Source organism: Siminovitchia sp. FSL H7-0308 (assembly GCF_037980985.1).
GTDB lineage: Bacteria > Bacillota > Bacilli > Bacillales > Bacillaceae_C > Siminovitchia > Siminovitchia thermophila.
Genome location: NZ_CP150282.1, coordinates 2,157,874 through 2,177,330, shown reverse-complemented (window position 1 = coordinate 2,177,330; position 19,457 = coordinate 2,157,874). Strand labels below are relative to the sequence as shown.

Annotated in this window: 14 protein-coding genes; 12 read left to right on the top strand and 2 right to left on the bottom strand. The window is 42.3% G+C overall.

Features of this window, described 5'->3' with window-relative positions; genetic code table 11:
- The first annotated feature begins 13 nt into the window (after positions 1 to 13).
- The 8 genes from MHB50_RS10335 (at position 14) to MHB50_RS10300 (ending at position 11,430) form a co-directional block, all read left to right on the top strand.
- Positions 14 to 1,300: a dihydroorotase gene (locus MHB50_RS10335; RefSeq protein ID WP_083717528.1), complete on the top strand. Its 1,287-nt coding sequence runs from the start codon at positions 14 to 16 to the stop codon at positions 1,298 to 1,300.
- Entirely contained in the window at positions 1,297 to 2,397 is a 1,101-nt protein-coding gene (locus MHB50_RS10330) for a carbamoyl phosphate synthase small subunit (protein WP_339163560.1), read from the top strand. The genes MHB50_RS10335 and MHB50_RS10330 overlap by 4 nt, the downstream gene beginning before the upstream one ends.
- Entirely contained in the window at positions 2,381 to 5,581 is a 3,201-nt protein-coding gene (gene carB / locus MHB50_RS10325; RefSeq protein ID WP_077111788.1) for a carbamoyl-phosphate synthase large subunit, read from the top strand. Before MHB50_RS10330 ends, carB begins: the two co-directional genes overlap by 17 nt.
- Positions 5,581 to 6,312, top strand: a complete 732-nt coding sequence (gene pyrF, locus MHB50_RS10320) for an orotidine-5'-phosphate decarboxylase (protein ID WP_077111787.1) — start codon at positions 5,581 to 5,583, stop codon at positions 6,310 to 6,312. The genes carB and pyrF overlap by 1 nt, the downstream gene beginning before the upstream one ends.
- On the top strand, positions 6,309 to 6,938 hold the full coding sequence (gene pyrE, locus MHB50_RS10315; protein WP_339163554.1) for an orotate phosphoribosyltransferase: 630 nt from the start codon (positions 6,309 to 6,311) through the stop codon (positions 6,936 to 6,938). The genes pyrF and pyrE overlap by 4 nt, the downstream gene beginning before the upstream one ends.
- A 733-nt stretch (positions 6,939 to 7,671) precedes the next feature.
- Positions 7,672 to 8,718 carry a ThiF family adenylyltransferase gene (locus MHB50_RS10310; protein ID WP_340085235.1) on the top strand — a complete coding sequence of 349 codons (1,047 nt, stop codon included), beginning with the start codon at positions 7,672 to 7,674 and terminating at the stop codon, positions 8,716 to 8,718.
- 12 nt (positions 8,719 to 8,730) lie between these two features.
- Positions 8,731 to 10,065, top strand: coding sequence for a hypothetical protein (locus MHB50_RS10305; RefSeq protein ID WP_340085234.1), 1,335 nt, complete (start codon positions 8,731 to 8,733; stop codon positions 10,063 to 10,065).
- A gap of 456 nt (positions 10,066 to 10,521) precedes the next feature.
- Entirely contained in the window at positions 10,522 to 11,430 is a 909-nt protein-coding gene (locus MHB50_RS10300; RefSeq protein ID WP_340085233.1) for a GNAT family N-acetyltransferase, read from the top strand.
- Positions 11,431 to 11,982: 552 nt separating this feature from the next.
- Here the strand turns inward: MHB50_RS10300 and MHB50_RS10295 are convergent.
- Together MHB50_RS10295 and MHB50_RS10290 are read right to left on the bottom strand one after the other, a co-directional pair.
- Positions 11,983 to 12,144, bottom strand: coding sequence for a hypothetical protein (locus MHB50_RS10295; protein WP_340085232.1), 162 nt, complete (start codon positions 12,142 to 12,144; stop codon positions 11,983 to 11,985).
- A gap of 896 nt (positions 12,145 to 13,040) precedes the next feature.
- Entirely contained in the window at positions 13,041 to 14,750 is a 1,710-nt protein-coding gene (locus MHB50_RS10290) for an NFACT RNA binding domain-containing protein (RefSeq protein WP_340085231.1), read from the bottom strand.
- Positions 14,751 to 14,881: 131 nt separating this feature from the next.
- Between MHB50_RS10290 and MHB50_RS10285 the strand changes: the two genes are divergently transcribed.
- The 4 genes from MHB50_RS10285 to gmk all read left to right on the top strand — a co-directional run bounded on the left by MHB50_RS10285 (position 14,882) and on the right by gmk (position 19,457).
- Complete coding sequence (locus MHB50_RS10285; RefSeq protein ID WP_340085325.1) at positions 14,882 to 17,569, top strand: calcium-translocating P-type ATPase, SERCA-type; 2,688 nt, start codon at positions 14,882 to 14,884, stop codon at positions 17,567 to 17,569.
- A gap of 82 nt (positions 17,570 to 17,651) precedes the next feature.
- Positions 17,652 to 18,527 (top strand): YicC/YloC family endoribonuclease, encoded by an 876-nt coding sequence (locus MHB50_RS10280; RefSeq protein WP_340085230.1) that lies wholly within the window; start codon positions 17,652 to 17,654, stop codon positions 18,525 to 18,527.
- A 46-nt stretch (positions 18,528 to 18,573) separates the two neighbouring features.
- Complete coding sequence (locus MHB50_RS10275) at positions 18,574 to 18,831, top strand: DUF370 domain-containing protein (protein ID WP_077111778.1); 258 nt, start codon at positions 18,574 to 18,576, stop codon at positions 18,829 to 18,831.
- An 11-nt stretch (positions 18,832 to 18,842) separates the two neighbouring features.
- Entirely contained in the window at positions 18,843 to 19,457 is a 615-nt protein-coding gene (gene gmk / locus MHB50_RS10270) for a guanylate kinase (protein WP_077111777.1), read from the top strand.

Sequence of the window (19,457 nt, the reverse complement as noted above, 5' to 3'; positions counted from 1 at the left end):
AAGGAGGATGGGCATGAACTGGCTGATAAAAGACGTAAAAATGCTTAATGATTTGGGAGAATTGAAGGATGTGGACGTCCGCATTCAGGATGGCATGATTGCCGAAGTGGGTTCTGATTTGGAAAGTGACGGAGAAGAAGAGTTTGCCGCGGAAGGGCTGCTTATATCGCCAGGATTTGTGGATCTCCACATCCATCTTCGGGAGCCCGGTGGCGAAGAAAAGGAAACAATTGAGACTGGAACAAAAGCAGCAGCCAAAGGCGGATTTACAACGGTAGCTTCCATGCCGAATACGAATCCAGTACCTGACAATGAAGAGCAAATGAGATGGCTCATGCAACGCATTGAAGAAAAGGCGCATGTGAATGTTTTACCCTATGGCGCCATCACGGCTGGTTTAAAGGGAGAGGAACTGAATGATTTCGAGGCGCTAAAACAGGCGGGCGCATTTGCCTTTACCGATGATGGAGTGGGTATTCAATCGGCTGGAATGATGTATGAAGCCATGAAAAAAGCTGCCGCTATAGAGATGCCAATCGTAGCCCATTGTGAAGATAATTCACTTATTTACGGGGGAGCGGTTCACGAAGGAACCTTTTCAAAGCAATCAGGGATTCCCGGGATTCCTTCCATCTGCGAATCTGTCCAGATTGCCAGAGATGTGTTGCTGGCGGAAGCGGCTAACTGTCACTACCACGTTTGCCATATTAGCACGAAAGAATCTGTCCGTACTGTCCGGGATGCCAAGCGCGCTGGCATAAAGGTGACAGCTGAGGTATCTCCGCACCATCTGCTTTTATGTGATGAAGACATAAAAGGCGATGATGCCCATTATAAAATGAATCCGCCGCTTAGGAGCAAAGAGGATCGAGAAGCTTTAATAGAGGGCTTGCTTGATGGGACAATTGATTTCATCGCAACGGATCATGCTCCCCATACTGCGTCAGAGAAAGCGAGAGGGATGAAGGCGGCTCCGTTTGGAATCGTCGGTTTGGAAACCGCATTTCCATTGCTCTACACGCACTTTGTCAAACAAGGACTATGCACATTAAAACAGTTGATCGATTGGATGAGCGTCGCCCCTTCGAAAACTTTCAATTTGAAAAGTGGAACGCTGGAAACGGGCAAACCGGCCGACATCACGCTGATCGACTTGGAAAAAGAACAGAAAATTGATCCGGCAACGTTTGCTTCAAAAGGAAAAAACACTCCATTTGCAGGTTGGAGCTGCCAGGGCTGGCCTGTTGCAACATTTGTAAGTGGAAAGCTCACATGGGCGAAAGGACGTGATTGTGAATGAAACGGCAGCTTATTTTAGAAGATGGGACAACATTTATTGGCAAGGCGTTCGGAAGTGAAAAAGAGACATCCGGAGAAGTCATATTCAATACGAGTATGACGGGATACCAAGAAATCATTACAGACCCTTCCAACTACGGGCAAATCGTTGCTTTCAGCTTTCCTCTTATTGGAAACTATGGCATCAACCGCGACGATTTTGAGACGATACAGCCGGTCGTCAAAGCGGTTATCGTAAAGGAAGCCGCCGAACAGCCGTCAAATTGGAGAAGCGGCATGTCGATCCACGAATTTTTGAAATTAAAAGATATCCCGGGGATCTCCGGAATCGACACAAGGAAACTCATTCGCAAAATCCGGGCAAACGGACCGATGAAAGGCATCATTTGCGGTTTCGGAGAAAAAGTCGAAACTCACTTGTCGAGGCTGCAAGCGATGGAAACATTGGTTGACCAAGTGAAGCAAGTATCAACCGTTAAACCGTATCCAGTACCGGGACGGGGACATAAAGTCGTTGTCATGGATCTTGGTCTCAAACATGGAATTTTGCGTGAGTTGACGAAAAGAGGCTGCGATGTAACCGTTGTTCCATATCACACGAATGCCAGTGATATTCTTTCATTGCACCCTGACGGAGTACTGCTCTCCAATGGTCCTGGTGATCCGCTTCATGTTCAAAAATTGGCGGATACAGTCCGGGTGATCCAACAGGAGATTCCGATATTAGGCGTCGGTTTGGGACATCAGCTTTTTGCTCTGGCAAACGGCTGCCAAACGAAAAAAATGACCATCGGCCATCGGGGTTCCAGCTATCCAGTAAAAGATTTGGAAACGGGCAAAGTCCTTTTTACTTCGCAAAACCACGGTTACGAAGTTGTGAAAGAAACGGTTGATGAAAATACCCTTTCTGTGACTCATGAAGAAATCAACAGCGAGTCTGTGGAAGGACTGGCCCATAAACAGTTTCCGGCATTTTCCGTTCAATTTAATCCGGAAGCATCCCCGGGGTCAGAAGATGCGAAATATGTTTTCGATCAATTTTTAGCCATTATGGAGACCAACAAACGAAAGGTTGATGGGCATGCCAAAACGAACTGATATTGAAAGCATCTTGGTGGTTGGGTCAGGACCAATTGTCATCGGGCAGGCGGCAGAATTTGACTACGCCGGGACCCAAGCTTGTCTTGCTTTGAAAGAAGAAGGCTATAGAGTCATCCTGATTAACTCAAATCCGGCCACAATCATGACAGACTCTGAAATCGCAGATGCCGTTTATATTGAACCGCTGACAATCGAATTTGTCAGCCGGATTATTAGAAAAGAAAGACCAGACGCCATCTTGCCGACACTTGGCGGCCAAACAGGATTGAATATCGCAAAGCAGTTAGCGGAAGCAGGTGTGTTGGAAGAATGCGGTGTTGAGATTCTTGGCACAAAGTTGTCAGCCATCGAACAAGCTGAAGACAGAGAGCTTTTTAAGAAACTAATGAATGACTTGAATGAACCGGTTCCTGAAAGTGACATCGTCCATTCCCTCGAGGAAGCTGAGACTTTTACAGAGGAAGTAGGATTTCCAGTCATTGTTCGCCCGGCTTATACATTGGGGGGAACCGGCGGGGGGATTTGCCATAATAGAGAAGAGCTTATTTCCATCGTATCGAGCGGTTTAAAAAACAGCCCCGTCAACCAATGTCTCCTGGAAAAAAGCATTGCTGGTTTTAAAGAAATCGAATTTGAAGTAATGCGGGACTCTAATGATCAGGCGATTGTTGTCTGCCATATGGAAAATGTTGATCCGGTCGGCATCCATACCGGTGATTCCATTGTCGTTGCCCCCTGTCAAACATTAAGCGACAGGGAAGTACAGTTGTTAAGGAACACTTCATTAAAGCTGATCCGCGCCTTGGAAATTGAGGGCGGCTGTAACGTCCAACTCGCCCTGGATCCAAATAGCTACGAATATTATATTATTGAGGTGAATCCGCGTGTCAGCCGTTCTTCTGCTTTAGCCTCAAAAGCAACCGGATTTCCGATTGCGAAACTCGCGGCAAAAATAGCTGCGGGCTATACGCTCGATGAGCTGATGAATCCGGTAACGGGGAAAACGTATGCCTGTTTTGAGCCTGCCATTGATTATGTCGTGACAAAAATACCGAGATGGCCATTTGATAAATTCGAGTCAGCCAATCGGTTGCTTGGTACGCAAATGAAAGCGACGGGCGAAGTGATGGCGATCGGTCGGACATTTGAGGAATCACTGTTAAAAGCTGTTCGTTCGCTGGAAATCAGCCTCTACCACTTGGAACACGAGGAGGCAGGCGGTTACGAAGAGGATACATTTAAGTCAGAAATACAAAACGCCACGGACGAGCGCTTGTTTATCATAGCTGAAGCTTTAAGAAGAGGCATTTCCATTGAAACCATTCATGAATGGAGCCGGATTGACTTCTTTTTCCTTCATAAACTGAACAACATCATCCAACTTGAAGGAGAACTGCAAAAGGAAGCATTTTCTGTTGAATGGGCCAGACGTGCCAAAGAGATGGGATTTTCGGATTTTACAATAGGAAAACGATGGAACTGCACTGAAAAAGAGGTTTATGAGTGGCGGAAAGAGAACGGCATTATACCAGTCTATAAGAAAGTGGACACGTGTGCAGGGGAATTTGAATCAGAGACGCCTTATTTTTATGGCACATACGAGGAAGAAAATGAATCAGTTCAATCGACAAAAGAAAGTGTCATTGTCCTAGGATCTGGTCCGATCCGGATCGGGCAGGGAATCGAGTTTGACTATGCGACAGTACACAGCGTTTGGGCGATTCAGGAAGCCGGATACGAAGCTATCATTATCAACAACAATCCCGAAACAGTTTCAACCGACTTTAGCATTTCTGACAAACTGTATTTTGAACCGCTGACAATCGAAGATGTGATGCACATTATTGATTTGGAGCAGCCAATCGGAGTTGTTGTGCAGTTCGGTGGCCAAACAGCGATCAACCTCGCCGGCAGTCTTGCCGAACGTGGCGTAAACATTCTCGGAACGTCACTTGAAAGCCTTGATCGGGCGGAAGACAGGGATAAATTTGAGCATGCGCTTGCTGAATTAAATATCCCGCAGCCTAAAGGAAAAACAGCATTTTCCGTGGAGGAAGCGGTAAAAATTGCAACAGATATCGGCTATCCGGTCCTTGTCCGCCCCTCGTATGTACTCGGCGGCCGGGCAATGGAAATTGTGTATGAAGAAAAAGAACTGCTTCACTACATGGAACACGCAGTGAAAATTAATCCGGAACATCCGGTGCTTGTTGACAGATATTTAACGGGAAAAGAAATTGAAGTAGATGCCATTTCCGATGGCGAAAATGTATTTATCCCCGGAATCATGGAGCATATAGAGCGGGCCGGAGTCCACTCGGGAGACTCAATCGCTGTCTACCCACCGCAGCATATCAGCCGGGAGATGATGGATAAAATTGTCGATTATACGATTCGATTGGGCAAAGGCCTTGGAATTGTAGGGCTGTTGAATATTCAATACGTTGTATCGAATAATGAGCTTTATGTTATCGAAGTGAATCCGCGCTCCAGCCGTACGGTTCCGTTTTTGAGTAAAATAACAGGTGTGCCAATGGCGAATATTGCTTCCAAAGTGATTCTTGGCGAAAGCCTGGCTTCTCTTGGTTATGGAACAGGACTGCATGAAGAGATAGATGGGGTGTATGTAAAGGTTCCGGTCTTTTCATTCGCCAAACTACGAAGAGTGGATATCAACCTTGGACCTGAAATGAAGTCCACCGGTGAAGTCATGGGGATAGATAGGACAATGGAAAAGGCGCTTTATAAAGGTCTTGTCGCTTCCGGTATTCAAATTAAAACGCACGGAGCCGTACTGATCACTGTTGCGGACAAAGATAAAGAGGAAGCAGCGGAGCTCGCTAAGAGGTTTGCAGCGATCGGCTATCAAATATTGGCTACAAGAGGAACAGCACAGTTTTTGACGAATTTCGGAGTAAAAGTGCAGCCGGTTGATAAAATTGGTTCAGAAGGTCCCAACCTGCTGGATGTCATCCGCCAAGGCAATGCCCAACTTGTCATTAATACAATGACAAGAGGAAAGCAGCCCCGCCGTGATGGATTTAGAATCCGCAGGGAATCAGTGGAAAATGAAATACCTTGCTTAACGTCCCTTGATACGGCAAAAGCGATCCTTGATGTATTGGAATCAATGGTATTTTCTTCAGAACCGATGACTGGCGGCAAAAAGGTGGTTAACTAATGGCAAACGTGCTTAGTAAAGAAAACAGGCCAATTATTGCCCTTGATTTTCCGGGAAAAGATGAGGCGGTAGACTTTTTACGCCTTTTTCCCGGGGAAGAACTTTTCGTAAAAGTGGGCATGGAGCTGTATTATCAAACGGGAGCAGATTTTATCAAAGAATTAAAAAGAGCCGGACATTCCGTTTTTCTTGATTTGAAGCTTCATGATATTCCCAATACGGTGTACCGTGCCATGAAAGTATTGGCGAAGCTGGATATTGACATGGTGAACGTACATGCTGCCGGCGGGAGCAAAATGATGGAAGCAGCAGTGCACGGTCTGGAAGATGGGAGCGGCACCGGGCGCTCCCGCCCGGCAATCATTGCTGTGACTCAATTAACGAGTACGAGCGAAGAACAAATGAAAACCGAGCAATTAGTTGACCGGCCTTTGCAGAAATCGGTCTTGCATTATGCGCTACTCGCCAAAAGAGCGGGTCTTGACGGAGTTGTCTGTTCTGCCCATGAGGCAGGCCTCATTGCCGATGAAGCGGGATCTTCATTTTTGCGGGTAACACCGGGTATACGCCCTGAGGGACATGCAACTGACGATCAAAAAAGGGTTGTAACCCCTAAAGAAGCAAGAAAAATAGGGGCATCCTTGATTGTTGTTGGCAGGCCGATTACCCGTGCCGATCAACCCCGGTCGGCCTATCAAAAAGTCTTGAAAGAATGGGAGATGGGAAGATGAACAGCTCTATAGCCGAGCACTTGCTGAATATCGGGGCGGTATTTTTACGTCCGAATGATCCATTTACGTGGTCGTCGGGGTTGAAATCACCCATTTATTGCGATAACAGGATGACGATGTCCTACCCGGAGGTAAGAAAAGAAATAGCGGCAGGACTGGCCGCGTTAATCAGAACCCATTTTCCGCAAGTGGAGATGATCGTCGGCACGGCAACGGCCGGTATACCACATGCCGCATGGGTAAGCGATTTGCTGGATCTGCCGATGTGTTATGTGCGTTCCAAGGCAAAAGTGCACGGAAAAGGCAACCAAATTGAAGGAAAAGTAGAAAAGGGCCAACATGTCGTTGTTGTCGAAGATCTGATTTCCACAGGCGGCAGTGTTCTAACTGCTGTAGAGGCCCTGCGGGAAGCCGGATGCACTGTTCTCGGAACGGTCAGCATTTTTTCATACGAGCTTGAAAAAGGGAAGCGTCAATTAGAAGAGGCTGGGGTAAAAGCGGTATCGCTTGCAGGCTATTCGGACTTGATTCAAACTGCTTTTGAGCAAAAAAGGATTTCCGAAGAAGACTTGAATGCCTTAAAAAAATGGAGGGAAAATCCCGAGGAATGGGCAAAAAGAATGTAAAGCAAAGGGGCTGTCCAATTTGGATGCCCTCCTTTTTTTGTGCTCAGAGGGGAAAGTTTCCGGGATGTGAAGCAAAAGTCGCAGTTCGTTTAACTTTAGATCAATAATGTGCGTTTCGAGGCGGAATAGGAACCCGACTACATATAGGCTAGGTATAATTGACTGAGATTACCAAATCGATAGTTTTATAAGTAAAGTAGAAGAAAAGACTGCGCGTTTGGCATGAAGTAAAGGGATGGTTAGTCCATCTGTTCGGTGATGTGGCAGCTAAACAGAAAGAAGTCAGCAGAGGCTGTAGTTTCCAACCAACCAGCTTCAAAGAAAAACACCTTTTGTTGAATTCGGCTTGCCGCTTCCAATCTTTTTGAAGCGTTAACCCAAAAGAGACTGCTCTATGCGGCTGGATATTTTTACAATCATACACTTCCCTCTGATGAAAGTCTGGGATAAATTTGTCGAATTTTGAGTTAATTATTTTACAGAAAATTATGTTAAAATATTGACATCTTTCTTCACTCAAGTTACTATGGTCTCTACATGTCAAATTGGTATTTCGCTGAATCCCGATTTGACTTTTGGGAGGTGAGCTTGTGCTAAAGATTAAACATGAAAAAAATGCTACCGAAGATCGCATCTGGTACGTGAAAAAAATCTAGTGTTGTTTGACTTTTCAATGGCGATATTTCTAGAAATATCGCCACCCTTTTAAGTATTAACCTTTTAGGAGGCTGAAATGATGAAAAAGCCCGGCATTAAAAGTGAGTACATCTGTATACTACAGGGGAACATTCTTAGTATAGGTCGTGGAACAGATAAATTTAAAATTGAAGATGTAAATGATGAAATCATTAATTTTATTGAAATGTTAGACGGAGAACATACATACGAAGATATTTGTAATAAATTTCCGCTGGGAAAAAAATGGCTACAACAATTAGATGAGTTTGATTTGTTAAGAGATTTTGATGTACCTAAAACACCTATTGATCCGTATTTGCTTAAGAGGTGGGATCGCCAAATTAATTATTTTGCATTGTTCGAAAGGGAAGGTTTTAACGCTAGAAAGGCACAGGAAAAACTTAAAAATTCAACTGTAGCTGTAGTAGGAATTGGAGCAGGTGGTTCCTCGCTTATCAGCCTTTTATCCGCCGCAGGAATTGGAAACATAGTTGGGATGGATTTCGATACAGTAGAAGAAGTTAATCTTCCATCACAAATATTTTTTAAAGAAAGCGATATTGGCGATCTTAAAGTGAAAGCAATTAAAAAGCATATAACCTCCTTTAACTCGAGTGTTAATTGTGAATTTTATAATAAGCGTGTTGAGTCAACAGAAGATGTATATGAAATTATAAAAGGTGCAGATTTTGTTTTTGATGCCATCGACGAACCTCTATACTATTCTGCACTTTGGGTAACAAGAGCTTGTTTAAAAGCAAATATTCCATATGTAAGCATTGGTTCTAGTGATAAAGCTTCTCGTGTAGGCCCTATGGTCATTCCAGGAAAAACACCTTGTTATGAATGTTTAGGTTTATTGCCTATCGATAAGTTTTTTTATGAACATAAATACGACGCTGCTATCATGGGTGCAAATGTATTAATGGTTGCATCCATTGCTGTTCATGAAATGATTAAATTATTAACAGGATTTGCAACTCCTTCTGTTTTAGGCAAAACGCTTCATATTAATACTGAAAAAATGGCATTTGATTATATTGAACATGCCATTAAACCTGATTGTATCTGTCATTCTCTTATCACTTATGAGCATGCTTAAGGGTGGTATCTGATGAAGGAAAAACTGAATAAGGTTTACTCAAAAAAAGAAATATTTCGCCAGTGGTTTCCATTGGCACTTAGTACAAGTATTCTTTTTATTGAAGTTCCTATCATGTTATTTTTTATATCAAGAATGGAAGATCCCAGTAAAAACATCATCGCTTTTAGTATGGGGCTGGGTTTTATATTTATTTTGAATAGCACTGTGCAGTACTTGACATCTGTCAGCGCAAAATTGTCTAGTAACCAACCTTCATTTTTTCGTCTTTTAAGGTTCTCTCTCATTTACAGTACTTGTTTAGTAGTGTGTGGATGGTTATTCCTGACTACTCCTATTTTTGATTGGTTTTTTGAAAAGGTTCTCTCTATAAATGACTCTCACACAATGGAACTTATTAAACAAGGATGTTTAGTCTTAAGCTTTTCTCCTTTAGCAGTTGCGTGGAGAAGGGTATATCAAGGCCGCTGGATTAAACGGGAAGCTACTGAAGTCATTACTTTGAGTACTTTATTTCGGCTTTTTTCAGGAATAACGATTGCTGCTTTTTTTTATCTATTCCATTCAGTTGATGGTGTAATGGTTGGCGCTTATGCTTTGGTCATTAGCGCATTTGTTGAAGCGATTGTAGTGACAGTCTGGAGAAAGCAAACGAAGAGAAATATCCCTGCTACTGGAGATATCGTCAGTATTTCAATGATATGGAAGTCACATTACCCCCTTGCTATTACAGGGTTTTTACTTACTTTGGATACACCTATTTTTTTGATAGGGATAAGCAACGCGCCAAATCTTGCGGAGGAGTCTTTAGTGGTATGGCAAATTGTTCTTAGTTTTATTTATATGATCGGTGGAGTTGCTCTTGAGTTGCAGAACATAACCATTAATCTAAGTAATAACGTTCAGTCTATCATCCATTTGCGGAACTTCAGCTTACTATTAGGGATCAGCTTAAGTGCTATTTTATTAACTGTCGTCGTTACCCCACTAGGTGAACTTTATTATATAAAATTGATGGGATTACAGGAGGAGTATTTTTATCTGGCTAACGTCTCAACAGCCATTATGTTGATCACTCCTATTTTTTTCTCGATTCAAAGTAACTTGCGCGGAAGATTAATTTGCTTAGAAAAAGAAAAGTATGTGGAACGTTCAATGTATAATAATATCATTGTCATGACACTGGTGCTGCTTTTTCTTAATATGGGCTCCTTCCTTCCTGGCGCAATGATAGCTGCCATATCGCTTGTTTCGGCCATGTTAATAGAAACGGCAACCCTTTATGGAGTGTTGAAATGGATATCACACAAAAAAAATGAAGATGGAAAAAAGGAGAAGACCGGATAATTCATAAAAAAAGTGTTGCCATTATATAACTTTTGTTAGACACAATACCGCTTGCTACATTTAGTGTCCAATTCTCCTTGAATATTCAAAACCATTAAAAAATTTCTTCATTACGATCCATCTCTCGATCCGTTGTAATCTTATGTTGCTTAAACCAGTACCATACGCCACAAGAATACATAACGTCCATATATTTGTTGGACAATTCAATGCATATTTATTGTACTGGTAAGTGTACTGAAGTTTACTTTCATATTTTTATCTGAAAGTTTTAATGCCCTCAAAACCCGATGATGATCGAAAACCAAAAATGGCACAATTGGATTTTAGTCCAAAAGATCATGATTTTTAATATTGTAGCCCTATGCATTACTATCTGTTATGAAATGAGTCGACTTTTTTGAAATGAATATTCGAACACTTTTGACGATAACCCAACAATATGGAGGAAAATTTGTGGATTTTAAAATTGTTCCTTTTAATGATCAAGATGAATCTGCACTAATAGAACTATTGAGGTTTACCAATCAATACGATGATACACAATACCCACAATCTGCCCAAGCATTAGTTAGCTTTTTTCAGGAAACTGATACGAATAAAAATGTTTTTCTAATGAAAAACAAAGCTGTCGATATCATCGGATTTATTGGTGTAGATGAAATACCGAATAGACAAAGAGCGCGAATCTATGGAATTATCCATCCTGCATTTAGAAGACAAGGACTTGGAACTTTGTTACTAAATCATATTACAACCCATATTAAATCACTCGAAAATAAATATCGTATTATGGATTTAGTAGGTTATGAGCAGGTTAAAGAATTTAAATTTTTTGCGGAAAACAATGGATTTAAATTAGCAAGGAAGTTTATAGAATACAAAAAGATTTTAAACCAAAAAAGTTTTAATAAAACTCACTTAGCAAGTGAATTCAAATGCCTCAATTTGGTCGATTATAACCTTTTAAAATGGGTTCAGTTTTTTAACCAAGTTTTTGAAAACTATTGGGGATTAGGGCTTATGACTGAAAAAGCTGCTTTTCAAAGATTTAATACAGTAAATTACGATCCCGACCTTGATATGATATTGATCAATAATGATTCAATTGTTGGTTTTGTTTGTTGCGATGTCGTCAACGGGATTCCAGAATTATCATTTATAGGAGTTAAAACAGAATATCAAAGTAAAGGAATTGCTTCTTTCCTAATAAATGAGCTGTGTAGTCGATTAGAAAAAAAGAATTTCTCTAAAGTGATAGCCATGGCAGACCAAAACAGTCGAAATGGCATTCATACACTCTTAAAAAGAAAGAATTTCCGTCCATTTCTTAGTCATGTAGCTTACAGAAAGATGCTTAATTGAATATTTGAGAGGACAGAAATGATTCAAATAGACTATAACTCAATAGATTTTTACGACTGAAATAATCCCTTGAAAAAATTTGCATTGCACATATGCTCATTTTTGCATGCCCTCATGCGTAAAAAAATAAGTGTTAAAGTCTGCAAGCCGGCATATTGCAAGTAATCATGTCGTTGTAATTGTTTGTTAACAAAGGCGAGAGGGAAGCCCCTTTTATTTAAAGATAAGAAGGGTGATTTTTGTATTGATATTCGTACAAGTAAACTGTCATTGTCCATTCAGGGCCCAGCAAATTTCATTCTCCTTTCCCCGAAAAAGCTCCGCTTTTTCTGCGTGGTTGTTTTTTCGTGGAAGTGAATTCAGAGCTTTACGATGAGTCAACAAAATCTGCTTCTGCGCCATAGCTTATTTAAGAAATCTTGAGTAGCATAACGGGAGAAAAAAGGTTTACAACCTTGAATTTCTTTATCTGAAATGGATCATTCGAATACCTTTTTCCTCCCATCCTCAGGCCTGCTCTTACTCATGATATAATGTTTTTCACCGTCCATTTCATTTTCCCATCCGCATTGAAACAAACTGCTTGGCCCCTCCGTGGCAATATAAACTTCCAGTAAGTCCTATTTCAAGCAATCGAGGTAAAACGAGAATGGTAATAGGGGTCAACTGCCAGTAAACGCCTGATTGGTTCGGATCAAGTAAAAACTTCGGCAACGAGACATCTCCCGCACAAAAAAGCCCTCTTCTTTTTCAAGATGCCGATCCCAAGGCATTGTGAAGTACAGGATGTACGGCGCGATCTTAGCCTTTGTTCTCCATCCTATTAGCGGACTAATGTAGTTTTTATAAAACAGATTGATCACTTGGAACAAAATTCGATTGTTTAAAATAAAGATTGAGAATTGATAATAAAGATTGATTAAAAATCCATTTTTAATCCAGGATTTTCCTTATTTAACAATCGACCCATTATCTTGATTAAGTGATATGATTCAATTAGATCAATTTTGTTTAGGGGGCGACATTATGGCTAAAATATCAAAGGCATACTTCGGACTTATTGCGGGTGTCCTCACAGGAATTATAGTTGTGAGTATGCTTCGGAACGGAGAAATAAATTGGGTAGTAACCGGGACTACATTTTCCCTTTCTGTATTAGCGTTCTTTGCTATATTGATTACTCGTTTGGGAATCCAAAATAGACATTAAATAAATGAAAATCACTTTAAGGGGATGTCTTTTTGGAAAGGAAAGTGAAAAAAGATTTCAGGTTATATCTGGGTTTGTTGCAGGGGTATTTCTTGTGTTAATAATACCTTTTTTCTTTAAAATTTTTAGTGAAGCATTGTTTCAGAATCGGGCGCTATTCTTGAATAACAAAGGTGGAAAACGATCAAACTTTTTTATCCCGCATGTAAGGTGCCAATACACTACTTCAAGACCTGAGTAGATACAAAAGGTCTAAGTGGAGAAAACGGCACCTACATGCCTGGTTCGTTCAACTAACATTCAGTTGGCGAGGGAAGAAAACGCCTCCTGAATGAAGTTTCACTTAATGAAAATGGAACAGTTCACCCTTTTAGAGATTCGGATGGTGTTGGACTTTTCATTTAGATTCGCATTGCTTTGATTTGTTCCTCGTCAGGAGTGACATAGAGCGTTTCTTGATGATCGTAAATGACAAATCCCGGTTTGGCTCCTTTTGGTTTGTGAACATGGCGGACCTTTGTATAGTCAACCGGTACGGAAGACGAATGTTTTGCTTTGCTGAAATACGCGGCTAGCATGGCAGCTTCAAGCAGCGTTTGTTCAGAAGGCTCTTTGCTTCTTATGACTACATGTGAACCGGGAATATCTTTCGTATGCAGCCATATGTCATCACGGCGGGCCAGTTTATTCGTCAAATAATCGTTTTGCTTATTGTTCTTTCCGACAAGTATGTCCGTTTGGTCACTTGATCTATATTTCTCAATAAGCGGTTTAGCATCGCTTTTTTTCTTGAAGCCGCGTTTGGCTTTTCGTCTGATATAGCCGCCTTCAATGAGCTCTTCCCTGATTTCTTCAATATCTTTTACGGATGCTGATTCGAGTTGTTGGAGCAGAACGTCGAAATATCGTATTTCTTCCATGGCCAGTTTCATCTGCTCTTTGACCGCCTGAATGGAATTTTTCGCTTTTTGATATTTTTTGAAATAGTTCTGGGCGTTTTCGGCCGGGCTTTTCCTGGGGTCCAATGGGATGGTTAATTTTCCACCGTTTTCATCATAATAATTCATCACTTCAATCTCTTTCATGCCTTTTTTTACAGCATGCATGTTTGCTGTCAGCAATTCTCCCAACAGTTGAAGCTCGTCGGCTTTCTCGGCTTTTTCCAAAGTGGCCTCAAGCTTAATAAGCTTTTTTTCATTTTTTTCTTTCTCGTTTTTCATCAGTCGTTCCAAATCAAGCGTTTGCTGTCTGACACGATCCCGTTCTGCTTTTCCAAAGTAAAAATGGTCAAGCATTTCACTTAAACTGGTAAAAGACTTATGCTTATCCCCAATATGTTTGAGGGGAAACAAATAAAAGTCGCTTTTATGTTCAGTTACTGTCAACGAATAATCATATTGATGCAGCTTTAGTTTTTCCATGATGTTTAGGAACACCGGAGGCAGCGTTTTGGGGTTCACCAATCCCGCTCGGAATACAATTTCCTTTGCGGCAACAGGTGAAATGCCCGCAAACCGCTGGACAATTTGTTTGTCGATTTTGCCGGCGTTAAAGTCAATATGCTTCAATATATCCAATTTGTCCGCTTTAAATGGGTCTTCTTTTTCCTGGGGAGGCGGATAAACATAAGTTGAGCCGGGCAATATCGTTCGATAGCTGTTCAATGATGAAGGGATGTGTTTGATGCTGTCAATTATTTTTTGAGTGTCCTTGTTTACAAGAATGATATTGCTGTGCCTGCCCATGATTTCGATCTTCAACTGCTTGATCGTCTCATCCCCAAGATCGTTTCTTCCTTTCATTTCTATGACAATGATCCTCTCAAGGCCCGGCTGGTAAACACTTTGGACGGTGGCGCGTTCCAAATGCTTTCTGAGTATCATGCAAAACATCGGGGGTTCTTCCGGGTTGACCGCTGTTTCTTCCGTTATTTGAACCCGGGAATAATTGGGATGCGCGGAAACGAGTAGCTTTACATTTTTTCCCTTATTGCGGATAATGATCATAACTTCATTTTTGTAAGGTTGGTAAATTTTGTGGACTCTTCCACCCGTAAGTGCTTCATCCAGTTCTTTTGCCATTGCACGTGTAAATAAGCCGTCAAAAGCCATATAAAACATTCCTTTGCTTAAAATAAATTTCCCGTAGGAAAAATTATATCATGAAAGCCTTTCTTTCTGAATAAGCATGGAGTGATAAGGACAACTACTACTTCTTTTGAAGGGAAGGCGGGTGTTGCTTGTTGAAATTCCATCAAATGAAACTAGAAGAAGTGGAACAAACACTTCATACGAATATAACGCATGGTTTGACTCGTAAAGCTGTTCATAAAAAACGGGAGAAGTTCGGCTGGAATGAATTGTCCGAGGGGGAGCGGCCGTCGGCTATCCTGCTCTTTTTTAACCAATTTAAAGATTTTATGGTGCTTGTTCTTCTGGCAGCTACGCTTATTTCCGGACTCCTCGGTGAATACCTGGATGCGGTGGCCATCATGGTCATTGTTTTAATAAACGGTTTCTTAGGCTTTTTACAGGAAAATAAAGCAGAAAAGTCCCTGCAGGCGTTAAAAAATTTATCGGCTCCGCAAGTTACTGTGTTGCGGGATGGCGAATGGCAAAAGATCAATTCGAAAGAAGTTGTTCCCGGGGATATTATCAAATTTGCAAGCGGTGACCGGATTGGCGCTGATATGCGGATTATTGCCGCGAATAATTTGGAGATTGAGGAATCTGCTTTAACTGGTGAATCCATCCCTGCTCCGAAATTTACAGAACCCATTGCTGAAACGAATCCTCCGCTAGGGGATTTGGCGAACATGGCATTTAAGGGAACGTTGGTTACTCGCGGAAATGGGGTAGGGGTTGTGACCGCTATTGGAATGTCCACAGTGATGGGCAATATAGCCGGAATGATCCAGACAGCCGAATCCGTTATGACGCCTTTGCAAAGAAGGTTGGATCAACTCGGAAAAATATTGATTTCCGTGGCACTTGTTTTGACAGTACTTGTCGTCATTACGGGAATCATCCATGGCCACGATGTTTATACGATGTTCTTGGCGGGAGTTTCCTTGGCTGTGGCGGCTATTCCCGAAGGTTTGCCAGCCATCGTTACGATCGCATTATCTCTTGGCGTGCAGCGGATGATACGAAAAAATGCGATTGTTCGCAAGCTGCCGGCTGTTGAAACACTTGGGTGCGCATCTATTATTTGTTCGGACAAGACCGGAACGATGACCCAAAACAAAATGACTGTGACAAAAATTTGGAATGGTGGAAAAGACTGGGATGTAACGGGAACCGGATATCATCTTGAGGGCGAATTTTTTTATCAGGATCATAAGGTGGACGTGCTGAAGGAAAAAACACTTCAACAATTGCTCATTTTTGGAGCCTTATGCAATAACGCCTCCGTTTCTGTTACTGGTAATGAAGTCGAGTTGGATGGAGACCCGACGGAAGGCGCCTTATTGATTGCTGCCTTGAAAGCGGGATATGAAAAACAGACGCTATTAAATGAATTTACAGTTGAAAAAGAATATCCGTTTGATTCTGAACGAAAAATGATGAGTGTGCTTGTCAAGGATCGCTCCGGCCGCCGTTTGATTATTTCTAAAGGGGCACCGGATGTGCTCATTACGAAATGCCAAAGGGCTTTGTGGGGCGAAACCGTAAAACCGATTAATGATTTCATTCGAAAAGAGGTAGACGGGGCGGTCGAGGAGCTTGCTGTCCAAGCATTGAGGACGATTGCCGTCGGTTGCAAAGAACTCCACTCCCCAGACATTCCGCAAACGGCTCAAGAGGCCGAAAGCGGCCTGACGTTTATCGGGTTATTCGGAATGATCGATCCGCCGCGTCCCGAAGTGAAAGCCGCCGTTGAAGAGTGTCGCCAGGCCGGAATTAAAACCATCATGATTACCGGCGATCACGTCGTTACCGCCCGGGCAATTGCCAAACAATTGGGGATACTGGAAACAGGAAAGGAAAGCAGAAACGTGATGGACGGACAAATGCTGGACGATATGTCCGTTCAGGAGCTGGAAGGAACCGTTGAGGATGTTGGGGTGTTTGCCCGGGTATCTCCAGAACATAAATTGAAGATTGTCAAGGCATTGCAAAACAGAGGCCATGTTGTCGCCATGACCGGTGACGGGGTAAACGACGCGCCCGCGATCAAAGCGGCTGATATCGGAATTGCCATGGGAATTACTGGAACAGACGTGTCAAAAGAAGCATCTTCTTTAATTTTACTTGACGATAACTTTGCCACCATCAAGGCCGCCATCAAGGAAGGGCGGAACATTTATGAAAACATTCGTAAATTCATCCGTTATTTACTGGCTTCAAATGTAGGGGAAATTCTTGTGATGTTATTCGCGATGCTCTTGTACCTGCCGCTTCCGTTGGTTCCCATTCAAATTTTATGGGTCAATCTTGTAACTGATGGATTGCCGGCCATGGCTCTTGGGTTGGACCAGCCTGAAGAAAATGTGATGCACAGAAAACCGCGGCATCCAAAGGAAGGTGTCTTTGCCCGCAAGCTAGGGTGGAAAATTGTTTCCCGCGGATTTTTGATCGGCATCGTTTCGTTAATTGCTTTTATCATCGTCTACAGACGGGATCCTTCTGATCTTTCCTATGCCCAGACGATTGCTTTTACTACCCTTGTACTGTCCCAGCTTATACATGTTTTTGATTGCCGAAGCGAAATATCCGTTTTTTCAAGAAATCCGTTTGAAAACAAGTACTTGGTTTGGGCTGTCATTTCCTCGGCATTGCTGACTGTGGCGGTTATTTATATCCCAATACTCCAGCCGATTTTTCATACTGTCCCCATTTTACCTTTGGACTGGTTGTTGGTATTGGGTCTCAGTTGTTTCCCGACTTTCTTATTGGCAGGTTCATTGTTTTCAAGAAAAAACAAATAATGTTATGATATAATCGATGAAGGTAATAGGATGAAGCTATTACCTTTCTTATTGTGTATGAAGCGACCGGGAGTGACTGTGAATGGCTGCAAGCATGACGGGATTTGGACGAAGCATAAAACAAACGGAAAATTTGAGCATTCAAGTAGAAATAAAAACGGTTAACCACCGTTTTTTGGAATATAGCATCAAATTACCCCAAGCTTTCGCCTATGCTGATATGGAAATAAGAAAATGCTTGAACAAATACATAAAGCGGGGCCGGGTAGAGGTTCATGCAACGTTTTCTGGCACATGGAATGCGGCAAAGGAATTGCATATTGACTGGAATCTTTTAGACAGTTATTATCAGTTTATACAGCAGGCCAGCGAAAGGTATCAATTGCCTTCAGACCTGTCGGTTACGGATGTATTACATATTGATGAAGCAGTAGTTGTCAGCGAAGGCAGGCGAGATGTCGACGATCTTGTTACTGTCCTGATGGAGGCTGTTGAAGAAGCCGCAGATAAACTTCTGGAAATGCGGATAAGGGAAGGAGAAAACTTGCTTTCCGATCTGGCAAACCACATTTCTTCGTTACATCTCCTCGTAGAAAAGGCAAAGATGCAGGCTCCAAAAGCAGAAATGGCTTATCGGGAAAAACTTGAAAAGAAATTGAAAGATGTGGCTGGCGACATGTTAGATGACACAAGAATCGCAACGGAGGCGGCTGTTTTTGCCGATAAATCCGATATAAGTGAAGAGCTGGCCAGGCTTGCAAGCCATATCGCACAGTTTACAGAAACAATGAACTCCAAGGGACCCGTCGGTCGGAAACTCGATTTCATTATCCAAGAAATGAACAGGGAAGCGAATACAATTGGTTCAAAAGGAAGCGATTCTGACATTTCATCGCTCGTAGTGGAAATGAAAGTGTTGATCGAAAAGCTACGGGAGCAAGTGCAAAATTTGGAGTAAATAACGGTTGTAAAAGCAAACAACCGTCAATACTGGGAGGAGCAGCATGCCGGTACAGTTATTAAACATAGGGTTTGGAAATATTGTTTCCGCCAATCGAATTATTTCCATTGTCAGTCCTGAATCTGCCCCTATCAAAAGGATGATTCAGGATGCACGGGAACGTGCCACGCTCATTGATGCCACTTATGGGAGAAGAACGCGGGCCGTCATCATAATGGACAGTGATCATATTATTCTGTCAGCGGTGCAGCCTGAAACGGTTGCACAACGGTTAGTATCGAATGGCCAGGAAGAGGGGTAGGAAACGGACATATGAAAGAGAAAGGCATTCTGATTGTATTATCAGGCCCATCCGGAGTGGGCAAAGGAACGGTGAGAAAGGCTGTATTCTCCCGTCCGGACGCAACATTTGCATATTCAATTTCCATGACAACACGCAAGCCGCGCGAAGGGGAAGTTGATGGGGTCGATTATTTTTTCAAGTCAAGGGAAGAGTTCGAGCGGCTGATCAAGGAAGGGAAACTTCTCGAGTATGCCGAATACGTCGGTCATTATTACGGAACTCCCATTGATTATGTAAAAGAAACACTTGCTTCCGGAAAAGATGTTTTTTTAGAGATTGAAGTACAAGGAGCAAAGCAGGTTCGGGAAAAGTTTCCAGATGGACTTTTTATTTTTCTCATGCCACCCAGCCTTGACGAGCTGAAAAAAAGAATTGTCGGCCGGGGCACTGAGTCCATTGAGCTCATTCATAATCGGATGGAAGCGGCCAAGAAAGAAATTGAATTAACAAGCATGTACGATTATATTGTGGAAAATGACGATGTCGAACGCGCAGTTGATAAAATTAATGCCATTGTGCAGGCGGAACATTGCCGCAGCGAACGTGTCATCGACAAATACATAAAAATGCTGGAGGTGGAATAA

Coding starts and splice junctions, on each gene's coding strand:
- MHB50_RS10335 (WP_083717528.1), top strand. CDS start 14: ATGAACTGGCTGATAAAAGACGTAAAAATGCTTAATGATTTGGGAGAA.
- MHB50_RS10330 (WP_339163560.1), top strand. CDS start 1,297: ATGAAACGGCAGCTTATTTTAGAAGATGGGACAACATTTATTGGCAAG.
- carB (WP_077111788.1), top strand. CDS start 2,381: ATGCCAAAACGAACTGATATTGAAAGCATCTTGGTGGTTGGGTCAGGA.
- pyrF (WP_077111787.1), top strand. CDS start 5,581: ATGGCAAACGTGCTTAGTAAAGAAAACAGGCCAATTATTGCCCTTGAT.
- pyrE (WP_339163554.1), top strand. CDS start 6,309: ATGAACAGCTCTATAGCCGAGCACTTGCTGAATATCGGGGCGGTATTT.
- MHB50_RS10310 (WP_340085235.1), top strand. CDS start 7,672: ATGATGAAAAAGCCCGGCATTAAAAGTGAGTACATCTGTATACTACAG.
- MHB50_RS10305 (WP_340085234.1), top strand. CDS start 8,731: ATGAAGGAAAAACTGAATAAGGTTTACTCAAAAAAAGAAATATTTCGC.
- MHB50_RS10290 (WP_340085231.1), bottom strand. CDS start 14,750: ATGGCTTTTGACGGCTTATTTACACGTGCAATGGCAAAAGAACTGGAT.
- MHB50_RS10280 (WP_340085230.1), top strand. CDS start 17,652: ATGGCTGCAAGCATGACGGGATTTGGACGAAGCATAAAACAAACGGAA.
- MHB50_RS10275 (WP_077111778.1), top strand. CDS start 18,574: ATGCCGGTACAGTTATTAAACATAGGGTTTGGAAATATTGTTTCCGCC.
- gmk (WP_077111777.1), top strand. CDS start 18,843: ATGAAAGAGAAAGGCATTCTGATTGTATTATCAGGCCCATCCGGAGTG.